The sequence below is a fragment of the Confluentibacter lentus genome (assembly GCF_002806995.1).
GTDB lineage: Bacteria > Bacteroidota > Bacteroidia > Flavobacteriales > Flavobacteriaceae > Confluentibacter > Confluentibacter lentus.
In genome coordinates, this window is record NZ_NIHE01000002.1 from 106850 (window position 1) to 119511 (window position 12662).

Genomic DNA, 12662 nt, shown 5'->3' on the forward strand with positions numbered 1-12662 from the left:
TTTTTTAATAGACTTTTTAGTTGTTTACTTAATCCTCTTTATTTGAATCCACCCCAAAAATAGAGCTTCCAAATATCAATAAAATAATGGCATAATATATTAAATAACTAACAAAATGACCAATAACGGCTCCTTTAACACCATATATATCAACAAAATAAATACTTAAAAGATAAAGCACTAGCAAAAAGAAAATCTCGGTTACTACATAATGCCAAAACATCTTTTTTGCTAAAAATTGATATACAATAACCATAGATAAAACCTTTAAAAGATCGCCTAACAATTGCCATAAAAACAAATTCTCTACGGGTTCAAATTCTTTTGAAAATATAAATACCACGATGTATGATCTTAGTAAATAAATAACAAACAACCCTATAATAAATGAAGGCATTACTATTTTATAAAAACTCAACACTTCTTTCCTGAATTCCTTTATGCTATCAATCTCAGAAAACCTAGGTAGTATGTATACGGCCATTAATGAGGTTACTAGCATTAAATAATACTTAGAAATACGTGTCATAGCCTCCCAAAAGCCTGCATCTTTATAGCCAACGTTTTCAATAATATAAGACCGAATTACCAATGTAACAATCGGAAGAATAACTGCTGAAAATAACGCCATCACCGAATAAGGCCCCATTTTCTTTAAAAAATCCCAACTAACTTGCTTTACTTGTATTAATGGCGCCAAGCTTCTCCTATTGATTATACCTACCAAAGTGATTAAAAATATAATGGATTCTGCTATGACTACAGATATTAAAGCACCATCTATCTTATTCTGATAAATTAAAAGAACAGCTATCGAAACTCCTAAAATCTGCCCAATGATATTTATAATGATAAGGATTTTATATTTTGAAAATCCATTCATTATGGAAAACGAAAACATATTCAATGAATAAAATGGAAGTACAATAGCAAAAATTTTAATAATGTAAGCATAATTGTTGTAGGTCGGGAAAATGATATCATTGATTAAGCCCGCTTTAAAATAACAAAAAAAGGATATTAGAATTGTGGAAATAAATCCAAAGTAAAAAACGGTTGAAAGTGTTTTGCTAAGATTCTGCAAATCTTCTTTAAATCTTGAAACGTACTTAACAATACCGTTATAAAAACCAAGGGTTGCTAAAGACTGTGCTGACCCTACAAAATTTCGCAAGTTGCCTATTGAAGCCAAGCCTTCCGCTCCAATAAAAACAGCAATTGCTTTTGATGTTAACATGCCAGTAACTATTCTAGTAATTACTGAAGCTGCTTTTAATGAAGTAATCTTTATTAAAACATTATTATTTATATAATCTATTAATTTTTTCAATTAATAACAATTTACTTTTGGTTGATGATTTTTGTTTTTCTAATGCTAAACAAAAAACAATAAGTTTAGATTAAAATATTTAAGAGAAATCAAATATACAAAAAGCTATATTGGTAATAATATATGGACTTAGATATTAGTTGAGGAAATACCATTAAAAAAAATAGTAAACACCCAAAGATGTTTACTATTTTTATACTTAATGATTAAAACGATGGAAGGGTTAAAACAATTAATCCATTATACCATTTCAATTTCAATAATTTTTACATGCCTTTGTTACGTTTTCTTTCTACCTCAGTCAGGTAGATTTTACGTAATCTGATATGATTTGGAGTTACTTCAACGTACTCATCCTTTTGTATGTATTCCAGGGCTTCTTCTAACGAAAATTTAATAGCCGGTACAATTTTGGCTTTATCATCTGCGCCAGAGGAACGCACGTTACTTAATTTCTTGGTTTTAGTTACGTTAACGGCCATATCGTCACCACGTGAGTTTTCTCCAATAACTTGTCCTTCATAAATATCTTCTCCCGGATCAATAAAAAACTTACCTCGTTCTTGTAATTTATCTATTGAATAAGGAATGGCCTGACCTTTTTCCATGGACACCAAAGAACCGTTTTGACGTTCAGGAATACCTCCTTTTAGAGGTTGATATTCTTTAAAGCGATGTGCCATAATAGCCTCTCCAGCAGTAGCGGTTAATAACTGATTACGCAATCCTATAATCCCTCTGGAAGGCATTAAAAACTGACAAACCATACGTTCGCCTTTGGCTTCCATACTGGTCATTTCTCCTTTACGTAAGCTAACCATTTCAATCGCTTTTCCTGATACTGCTTCTGGTAAATCAATGGTCATTTCTTCAACCGGCTCGCATTTAACACCATCAATTTCTTTAATAATTACTTGTGGCTGCCCAATTTGAAGTTCATAACCTTCACGTCTCATGGTTTCTATTAAAACGGATAAGTGCAGTACACCACGACCATAAACCATAAATTTATCGGCACTATCGGTTTCTTCAACTCTAAGAGCTAAGTTTTTCTCCAATTCCTTTTTCAAGCGGTCTTTAATATGTCGCGATGTTACAAACTTTCCATCTTTTCCAAAGAAAGGTGAATCGTTAATAGTAAACAACATACTCATGGTTGGCTCATCGATAGCGATTGTTTTCAATCCTTGAGGGTTTTCAAAATCGGCAACAGTATCACCAATTTCAAAACCTTCCAAACCAACAAGTGCACAAATATCTCCTGTTTGAACTTCATCTACTTTTTTACGCCCTAAGCCTTCAAAAATATGAACTTCTTTAATTTTAGATTTTACAATACTTCCATCTCTTTTTACCAAAGAAATATTTTGACCGGTTTTTAATCCGCCTCTTGTTAAACGTCCGATAGCAATTCGACCTGTAAATGAAGAAAAATCTAAAGAGGTAATCAACATTTGAGTGGTTCCTTCCTCAATTTTAGGAGCTGGGATATGCTCTATAACCATATCCAATAATGGTTCTATATTGGATGTTTGGTTTTTCCAATCATCACTCATCCAGTTATTTTTTGCCGAACCATACACCGTTGGAAAATCTAATTGCCATTCTTCTGCACCCAATTCAAACATTAAATCGAACACCTTTTCATGTACTTCTTCTGGGGTACAGTTTTCTTTATCCACTTTATTAATAACCACGCAAGGTTTCAACCCTAAATCAATTGCTTTTTGCAATACAAAACGGGTTTGTGGCATAGGGCCTTCAAAAGCATCAACCAATAACAACACACCATCTGCCATATTAAGTACACGCTCCACTTCCCCACCAAAATCGGCGTGACCAGGAGTATCAATAATATTAATCTTGGTATCTTTATAAATTACAGACACGTTTTTAGAGGTAATCGTAATACCTCTTTCACGCTCTAAATCGTTATTATCCAGAATTAAATCGCCCGTATTTTCGTTTTCACGAAATAGCTGACAATGGTACATAATTTTATCAACCAACGTGGTTTTACCGTGGTCTACGTGTGCAATAATTGCAATGTTTTTGATGTTAGCCATATAGGTGCCATATTTTAAGCGTGCAAAGGTAACCATAATAATTTAATTTATATTATAATAATTTTATTTTGGAAAGTCATAGTTAATACACTATTATTCTATTAACAACTAAGTTTTTTATTATAATTCAGCAATAATAGAATATATCATAATCTCTCTATATATCAACAAATTATTTAAAAACTAAATTTTCCTAAGTATACTTCTGCTTATAAAAAATATAACTTTAATAACATAAAATATAACACATCTTTTTATATAGTATTTTAAAAACATTTCAAGATAAACAGCAAACATTTAGGTTTCTATTTCAAAGATTACATAAAAAATTAGCACATGACATTTGTCATTTTTATAAAAGATTGGTGTAGCTACCTTTGAAGAAGAATAAATAAAAGATTTCCGATAACAAAACATAATAATAAAAACCATAAACAATTTTAAAAATGAAAAATATTAAAATCATTCAGGAGTTGCACGATTTAGGAATTACTGGATATCATGAGGTATCTTACAACCCCTCCTACGAAGAATTATTTCAAGCCGAAATATCTCATAAACGAAAAGGATATGAAAAAGGCGCCTTAACTGATACAGGCAGCATTGCTGTTAAAACTGGTGTTTTTACAGGTCGCTCACCTAAAGACAGGTATATTGTAAAAGATGAGATTACTAAAGACACTATTTGTTGGGATAAAGAATACGGCATTAGCACTCCAAATTACCCAACAACTAAAGCCGTTTGGGATGATTTAAAAGCCTTAACATTAGAACAACTTTCAACATCCCCTAAACTGTATGTTGTTGATGCCTTTTGTGGCACAAATGCCGATACAAGACTAAAAGTTCGTTTCGTCATGGAAGTTGCTTGGCAAGCACACTTTGTTACAAATATGTTTATTAGACCATCCATTTATGAATTGGAAAACTTTGGTAAACCAGATTTTATTGTAATGAACGCATCAAAAGCAACAAACCCAAATTGGAAAGAACATGGTTTAAACTCTGAAAATTATGTGTTATTTAATTTAACCGAAAAAATTCAAATTATTGGAGGTACTTGGTATGGTGGCGAAATGAAAAAAGGAATGTTTGCTATGATGAACTACTACCTACCATTAAAGGGCATGGCCTCTATGCATTGTTCTGCAAACGTAGGTGAAGATGGTGATGTTGCTGTTTTCTTCGGACTTTCAGGCACTGGAAAAACAACTTTATCAGCTGATCCAAAACGTTATTTAATTGGTGATGACGAACATGGTTGGGATAACAATGGCGTTTTTAATTATGAAGGTGGTTGTTATGCCAAAGTAATTGACTTAAGCGAAAACAATGAGCCAGACATTTGGAGAGCTATCAAAAGAGATGCTTTATTGGAAAATGTGATTGTTGACGAGTATGGTGAAATCAATTATTATGATCATTCTATTACTGAAAACTCAAGAGTTTCTTACCCCATTTACCATATTAGCAAAATTGTATTACCATCAAAAGCTGGACACGCTAGCAAAATTATTTACCTTTCAGCTGATGCCTTTGGCGTATTGCCTCCAGTATCCGTATTAACTGACGATCAAGCTGCGTACCATTTTTTATGTGGATATACTTCTAAATTAGCTGGAACAGAACGTGGAATCACTGCTCCAGAGCCATCATTCTCTCCAGCTTTTGGTGAAGCATTCTTAACATTACATCCAACAATGTATTCTAAAACATTAATTGGAAAAATGAAAGAACACAATGCTAAAGCATATTTAGTAAACACTGGTTGGAATGGTACTGGAAAACGTATTTCTTTAAAAAACACAAGAGCTATTATAGATGCTATTATAAATGGCGATATTGACAAAGCAGAATACAAAACAATTCCATATTTAAATTTAACATTTCCAACAGCGTTGCCAAATGTAAGTGAAGGTATTCTTGACCCAAGATTTACTTACGCAAAAGAAGATTTATGGACTGAAAAAGCTAAAGATTTAGCCACTCGTTACATTAAATACTTCGAACAATATACAAACGATGACGAGGGAAAACGTTTAGTTAAATCTGGACCATCATTAGTTGAAGAAACAGTCTTGTTTAGCCCAAACTAAATCCAGACACACTACCTAGCCATTTGCATTATGTGATTTTAAATTTAAAAATTGCATAATGCAAAATGGTTTTTTTGAATTTGGTTATTATTAATATAAACCCTAAAACGATTTAGCAATTCCTTTAGATGTTTTTACAATCGAATAAATTTTGTTCTAAGTAAGTGCATTAATAGTATCTTTGTACCCTTAAATTTCATGAAAACAGTAAGCTTATGAATCTTCAAGACGTACCAAAACTAAACCATTTAAACGCTAACAATTTCTTTTTACTTTGTGGCCCTTGTGCCATTGAAGGTGAAGACATGGCTTTAAGAATTGCTGAAAAAGTAGTAAGCATTACCAATAAATTGGAAATACCTTATGTTTTTAAAGGCAGTTTTAAAAAAGCGAACCGTAGCAGAGTGGATAGTTTTACAGGTATTGGTGATGAAAAGGCTTTGAAAATCTTAAAAAAAGTATCCGATACATTTGGAATCCCAACGGTAACCGATATTCATGAAATTTCGGACGCGCATTTAGCAGCTCAATATGTTGACGTTTTGCAAATCCCTGCTTTTTTGGTGCGCCAAACGGATTTACTTGTGGCTGCTGCCGAAACTGGTAAAGTGGTTAATTTAAAAAAAGGTCAATTCATGAGTCCGGAAGCCATGAAACACGCCGTTCAAAAAGTTAAGGATTCTGGCAATGACAAATCATGGATTACTGATAGAGGCACCATGTTTGGCTATCAAGATATGATAGTGGATTTTCGTGGCATACCAACCATGCGCCAATATGCTCCAACTATTTTGGATGTAACCCATTCTTTGCAACAACCAAACCAATCGAGCGGCGTTACGGGTGGAAGACCAGATATGATTGAAACGATTGCCCGTGCCGGTATTGTAAATAATGTAGATGGCTTGTTTATTGAAACCCATTTCGATCCGGCAAATGCCAAAAGCGATGGTGCCAATATGCTACATTTAGATCTTTTGGAAAAATTATTAACCAATTTGGTAGCCATTAGAAAAACCGTCAATAAACTTGGTTAAATAAACCAGGCTTTTTTACTTCTTCCTAACAAAGCGGATGCTTCATGCAATAATTGCACGAAATTATCATGATCTAAATCCTCTAACGTCTTTAGCTGGATAGAACGCACTTGCTTACGTTTGTTATCATTTTTTAAAATTGGGAACTGCTTTTCCAATAATATGCCCTGAACAAAAGCAACATCTACATAGTTTGTACCTTTTAAAACATTCAAATATAACATGGGCTTTTTATGGCAATTATAAAACGGAATTTTATAGCTGTAGCGTTCTTCAGCTTCTGGCAACGTGTTTAAAATAATGCTTCTTACATAAAGCATAATGGATTGGTATGGCTCTTTTTGATTAAGAAAATAGTGCTCTACGGGTTTCACGGTAAAACGTTATTTAAATTATTGTGATTAAAAAAGCATAGCTACAAAACTATTGCTTAACATCCAAATAAGCCCATCTATTTTAAAAAAACAATCTTTCTAAATTTTACGGGCATCAAAATAATATGTTAAATTTTCTTACTTTTATTTTTTTTTTGACTACATTGAAGACTTTAATCATCAATCTAAACTATTTATTATGAAAACATTACATTTACCAACTACCGTACTATTATTAATCTTGCTATTGGTTTCCTGCCAAAAAGAAAAAGAAGACTTAGGATTGGATATTGGGGAACTTCATATCTCCAAAACATTTCCAAAGCCAGGCGATTCTTTAAAATTAAGTTATTCCCTTGATGAAAATTCTCTAGAGGATGACAGTGAATTTCAATCGCTTTTCTATTATCTAGTTAATGAAAACATGTATCCAGAAGACATTAACCTAAAAAAAGCAGATAACGGAAACTGGGAAGGGTACATTAAAATACCAGATTCCGCAAAAGCATTAGCTTTTAATTTTAAATCTGGGGAAACTTATTATAACAATAAAAATAGCGGCTACACAATCTTTCTATATGACGAAAACCAAAAACAAATTGCTGGAAGCAATGCTAGCTTAGGCTACTATTATTTAAGATATGCTGATAGTCATGGGATTAATATTGATAAAGAAAAGATTCTTGCATTATTAAAAACTGATATAGATGAATATCCAGAAGTAAAAGATAAATTGGGTTTCGTCTATTTTAATGAACTGATTAGACAAGATAATGTTTCCGGTAAAATGGTAATTAATGAAGAAATTGACAAACTTAAAAGCAAAACTGAACTAACGGAAAAAGATTATTCTACGCTTATCAATTTTTATGGAATTTTAAGGGAAAGGGGAAAAGCAGATTCCATTACAAATATAGCAATTGAAAGATTCCCAAATGGAAATATCGCTAATAGTAAATTTTTAAATTCATTTTTTGAAGAAAAAGATTTAGAAAAGATGGTTACAATTTTTGAAGCGTTTTCAACGAAAGCAAAAAGCAAAAATGACTTAAGTATAAAAGATTACATGGCACAAACAATTGCCAATAAATTTTTTGAAAATAAAGATAAAGATAACTTTTTTAAATATTCCGCCCTCATTTCTAACAAATCGAATCTTGCCATGTTGTATAACAATACAGCTTGGGGGTTAGTTTTAAAAAATCAAGATTTAGATTTTGCATCTAATATTTCAAATAAGTCCCTAGAGTTAATTAAAGAATCGGAAAAAAGCCCTTTTACAACTGAAAGTCAGCATAAAAAAAATACTGAATCAGCCTACTTCACGTTTGCTGACACTTATGCTTACATTCTTTTCAAACAGGGAAAAATGGAGGAAGCAATCAAATACCAGGAACCGGTTGCTTATTCCATAAAAAAAGGAAAAGGCGACAATGGAGTTATTGAAAGATATGTGGAGTTTTTATTAAAAAACAAACAATACGATGATGTGGAAACCAAAGCCGCTAATTTTATAAAAGATGGTAATGGTTCGGCAAAAACTAAAGAATATCTAAAACAAGCGTATGTTGCCAATAAAGGTTCTGACAAAGGTTTTAATGATTATTTAAGCGGTTTAGAAAAAGTAGCAGAAGAAAGCATAATTGCAGAATTAAGAAAAAAAATGATTGATGAAGAAGCACCTGATTTCACCTTAACAAACTTAAACAATGAAGAAGTCACATTGTCCAGTTTAAAAGGCAAAACGGTAATAATAGATTTTTGGGCAACTTGGTGTGGCCCCTGTATACAATCTTTCCCAGCCATGCAAACTGCGGTAAACAAATATAAAGACGACCCAAATGTGGTATTTCTTTTTGTTGACACTTGGGAAAATGGAACACCAGAACAAAATACTAAAAATGTGACCAATTTTATTAAGAACAACAAATATTCATTTAATGTATTATTTGACACAAAAACTTCTGATGAACCAGACAGCCCATATAAAGTAGTAGAAGACTATAAGGTTAGTGGCATTCCAACAAAATTCATAATAGGAACAGATGGAAAAATAAAATTTAAATCTGTTGGTTATGGAGGAAGTGTAGATGGTTTGGTTTCCGAATTGGATCAAATGATCAAATTTAACCAATCTTTTAAACCCTTAAAATCTTAAAAATCATTCAAATACCACTGGTATAACCATATTTAAAAAGCAATCTAAAAAAGATTGCTTTTTTTATTATAAATAAATTATTCTATTTCAATTAAATTTATTTACTTTGCATTTCAAAGTACTTTAATATGGAATCAAAAGATTATTTAAAAGACCTCAGCGAGATTAAAGATTTAATGAATAAATCCTCTCGCTTTATTTCATTAAGTGGTTTATCGGGTATATTGGCAGGAACCTATGCCTTAATTGGTGCCGCCATTGCCTATTGGTTGGTTACTGAATTTAGTTATGGAACTTTAACTCTTGACGATTACATATTCAGACTTTGCGTTTTAATACTATTTTTGGTTGCCTTTTTAAGTGCTATTACAGGTATTTACTTAACAACCAAAAAAGCAAAGAAAAATGGCACTAAAATCTGGGATGCCACATCAAAGCGTTTGATTATTAATTTTTTGATTCCGTTAATTGTGGGCGGACTTTATATTCTAATCATTTTAGACCAACAAAAGTATGGGCAATCTGGCGCGTTAATGCTTATATTTTATGGCTTAGCTTTAGTTAATGCCTCAAAATACAGTATTGGTGATATTAGATATTTGGGTTATATCCAAATAGTTTTAGGGCTAATCTGTGCCATGCTTCCAGTATATGGATTTTGGCTTTGGGTCATTGGTTTCGGAATCATGCATATTATTTACGGCACTTTGATGCATTTTAAATATGACACTAAATAATTTATCACTATGGTTTTAAAAAACAAACGATTAACCGCAATTATAAGTACCGTTGTACTTTTACTTTTAATACCATTGACTGCTATGCAGTTTACCAATGAAGTAAATTGGTCCTTTAGGGATTTTATCGCAGCTGCATTATTGTTATTGGGTACAGGTCTTGCCATAGAACTTGTTCTGAGGAAAGTAAGCAAAAAACAAAATCGATTCGTTTTGTTATTCATTATTTTAGTCCTATTATTTGTAACATGGGTTGAACTTGCGGTTGGCATTTTTGGAACACCTTTCGCTGGAAGTTAAAAAATTATGAGCATCATAAACAATATAAATAAAGTATTCGATCACCGTATTAGATTAGGCATTATGTCTATTTTAATGGTGAACGAGTACGCCGATTTTAATATGCTAAAAGAATTATTAGATGTCACTGACGGAAATTTGGCAAGCCACACCAAAGCATTGGAAGCTGCCGACTATATTAAAGTTGAAAAACAATTTATTGGCAGAAAGCCAAACACACGTTACAGTTGCACAAAATTAGGTGAATTGGAATTTAAAAAGCATATTGACGCACTCGAAAAAATAATAAATAAGCACTAACATTTTTTTTAATCTCATACTTTGAAATACAAAGTACTTTAAATCTATAATCATGGAAAACACAGACACACCACAGCAAAACAAATTTGGAAATTGGTTAAAAAAATCCATCACAGCTAGAATGCTCATGGTCGGATTTTTAATTATTATTTTATTGATTCCTTTAGCATTTATAGGCGAACTTATTCGTGAACGTTCCTTAAGAAAAGAAACGGCATTGAGTGAAATAAACCAGCAATGGGGCAACGAGTTACTCATTTATGGACCCATTCTTGAAATTCCTTACAAAACCTTTACTGAGAAAACGGTAACAGATAGAACAACCAAAAGCGTTTATACCGAAACGGTTGAAAACATAGAGTACGCTTATTTCTTCCCGGAAAGCTTAAAAATAAATTCAAGCATAAATCCTGAAGAAAAAAAGCGCGGTATTTATGGAACTGCGGTTTACAATAGCAATATAAAAATTAATGGAACCTTTAGCAACCCCGACTTTAATAATCTTGAAATAGATTCAAAAAATATTATTTGGGATAAAGTGAAACTAATTATTCAATCTTCCAATGTTAAGGGCGTTTATGGAGCCGAAGTGTCATTTTTAAATAAAAACTATCCTATAACATCTAAGTACAATAAATCGAAAATTGATAATCCATTATCATTAAACTTACACACACTTGAAACTAAACATATTGATGAAATAAATGCTTCAAACCTAAATAATATGTCCTTTAATATAGATTTAAAAATTAAGGGAAGTGAACAAATACGTTTTGTTCCTATTGGAAAAACCACGGAAGCCGAAATAACGTCTAATTGGAAAACAGCTAACTTTATTGGGGAATTTTTACCTTATAATGATGATAAAATAAAGGAAAAAGGGTTTGATGCTAAATGGAAAATCCTTGAACTTAACAGACCTTTTTCCCAAGAATATAAAAAAGTCATTCCCGATTTAACCGAATTTGCTTCAGGAGTCAATTTTATGATTCCAGTTGACGAATACCAAAAAAGCGAACGTTCTGCCAAATATGGTTTTTTGGTTATTGCATTAACCTTTTTGATTTTCTTTTTAATTCAGACTTTAAGCAAAATAGATATCCACCCGTTTCAATATTTAATGATAGGATTGGCACTTACTATGTTTTACACCTTATTGGTTTCAATATCTGAACACAGTAATTTCTTAAAGGCTTATTTAATAGCAGGCATTTCGGTGATTATTCTCATCACTTTATATTCAAAATCTATATTAAAAACCTTTAAGTTTCCTGTATTTATAGGGCTTTCATTAACGGCTTTATACACTTTTATTTATGTCATCATTCAATTAGAAAATTATGCACTTATTGTGGGCAGTATCGGTCTGTTTTTAATCTTAGCGATTGTTATGTATGTATCAAGAAAAATAGACTGGAATAACGGTTAATTTATTGGTTAGTTGTGTGTTGCCTCACTCCGATTCCCTTACAAGATACGAGTGAGGTTTAACACTAAATTTTAAAATTGCAGACTATGTTTAATTTAATACAAGTAAGTAAGATTGTAGCACTAATTAGCTTTTTAATAGGAACTGTATTATTCTCATTATTCCTCTATCAAGGAAGGCTGAAGCAAGTATTATGGTAGGGCTTAAATTTGTAATTACAGCTTTTGCAGTCAATACCATTTTATTTTTTTCTAATTTATTATTGTCCATGATATATGCCGAAAATAGAATAAATCATATAAAAACATGCGGAATCATGCTGTTAAACATTCCTATAGTAATATTTTATGTACGCATAATTTTATTTTTTTAATTCTCAACTCAAGAATAATCTATGTTTCTAAAATTCAACAAAATATATACCCTGCTTTTCATTTCAATTTTACTTATTGAAATACTGATAGCTAAATTCTTAACCCACGGTTTTATAAGATACACATTTGGGGATTTTTTAGTAGTCATTTTAATCTACTGCTTTTTGAAAAGTTTTATAAACGCAAGTTCATTTTACATAGCTATTTATGTATTGCTCTTTGCGTATGCTATAGAATTTTTACAACTGATGAATCTGCTCGAGATATTAAGTTTAGAAAACAATCATTTAGCAAAACTCATTTTAGGAAGCACATTTCATATATCAGATTTGGTTGCTTATACACTTGGTATTATTACCGTTTTAATTATTGAATATAAAATTTACAAACTATGGATTATCTAAAACAATTATTATTTAGCCGGTTTAAAACATTCTCATTGGTCAGTTTATCAATGCTTT

At 31.7% G+C, this 12662-nt stretch carries 11 protein-coding genes; 8 read left to right on the forward strand and 3 right to left on the reverse strand.

Features of this window, described 5'->3' with window-relative positions; genetic code table 11:
- Positions 1–28: 28 nt before the first annotated feature.
- Both CDH50_RS04370 and typA read right to left on the reverse strand, forming a co-directional pair.
- Entirely contained in the window at positions 29–1330 is a 1302-nt protein-coding gene (locus tag CDH50_RS04370; RefSeq protein WP_100610698.1) for an O-antigen translocase, read from the reverse strand.
- A gap of 266 nt (positions 1331–1596) precedes the next feature.
- A complete protein-coding gene (typA, locus tag CDH50_RS04375) occupies positions 1597–3396 on the reverse strand; it encodes a translational GTPase TypA (RefSeq protein ID WP_100610699.1) in 1800 nt (599 codons plus the stop codon).
- A gap of 446 nt (positions 3397–3842) precedes the next feature.
- Here typA and pckA point away from each other — a divergent pair, with 446 nt between their 5' ends.
- Both pckA and kdsA read left to right on the forward strand, forming a co-directional pair.
- Positions 3843–5492 (forward strand): phosphoenolpyruvate carboxykinase (ATP), encoded by a 1650-nt coding sequence (gene pckA, locus CDH50_RS04380; RefSeq protein WP_100610700.1) that lies wholly within the window; start codon positions 3843–3845, stop codon positions 5490–5492.
- 215 nt (positions 5493–5707) lie between these two features.
- Positions 5708–6529: a 3-deoxy-8-phosphooctulonate synthase gene (gene kdsA / locus CDH50_RS04385; RefSeq protein ID WP_100610701.1), complete on the forward strand. Its 822-nt coding sequence runs from the start codon at positions 5708–5710 to the stop codon at positions 6527–6529.
- On the opposite strand, the gene CDH50_RS04390 is transcribed toward kdsA, so the two are convergent.
- Positions 6526–6903, reverse strand: coding sequence for a DUF1801 domain-containing protein (locus CDH50_RS04390; RefSeq protein WP_100610702.1), 378 nt, complete (start codon positions 6901–6903; stop codon positions 6526–6528). The genes kdsA and CDH50_RS04390 overlap by 4 nt on opposite strands.
- Positions 6904–7102: 199 nt before the next feature.
- On the opposite strand from CDH50_RS04390, the gene CDH50_RS04395 reads away from it, so the two are divergent.
- The 6 genes from CDH50_RS04395 to CDH50_RS15300 all read left to right on the forward strand — a co-directional run bounded on the left by CDH50_RS04395 (position 7103) and on the right by CDH50_RS15300 (position 12605).
- The gene (locus CDH50_RS04395) at positions 7103–9061 is read left to right on the forward strand and encodes a TlpA family protein disulfide reductase (RefSeq protein WP_100610703.1); all 1959 of its coding nucleotides are present in this window, start codon (positions 7103–7105) and stop codon (positions 9059–9061) included.
- 128 nt (positions 9062–9189) lie between these two features.
- Positions 9190–9798, forward strand: coding sequence for a hypothetical protein (locus CDH50_RS04400; protein WP_100610704.1), 609 nt, complete (start codon positions 9190–9192; stop codon positions 9796–9798).
- A gap of 9 nt (positions 9799–9807) precedes the next feature.
- Entirely contained in the window at positions 9808–10098 is a 291-nt protein-coding gene (locus CDH50_RS04405) for a hypothetical protein (protein WP_100610705.1), read from the forward strand.
- Between the two features lie 6 nt (positions 10099–10104).
- Positions 10105–10398, forward strand: a complete 294-nt coding sequence (locus tag CDH50_RS04410; protein WP_100610706.1) for a winged helix-turn-helix domain-containing protein — start codon at positions 10105–10107, stop codon at positions 10396–10398.
- Positions 10399–10450: 52 nt separating this feature from the next.
- Positions 10451–11827, forward strand: a complete 1377-nt coding sequence (creD, locus tag CDH50_RS04415; RefSeq protein ID WP_100610707.1) for a cell envelope integrity protein CreD — start codon at positions 10451–10453, stop codon at positions 11825–11827.
- A gap of 394 nt (positions 11828–12221) precedes the next feature.
- Complete coding sequence (locus CDH50_RS15300; protein WP_100610708.1) at positions 12222–12605, forward strand: ribosomal maturation YjgA family protein; 384 nt, start codon at positions 12222–12224, stop codon at positions 12603–12605.
- Positions 12606–12662 lie beyond the last annotated feature (57 nt).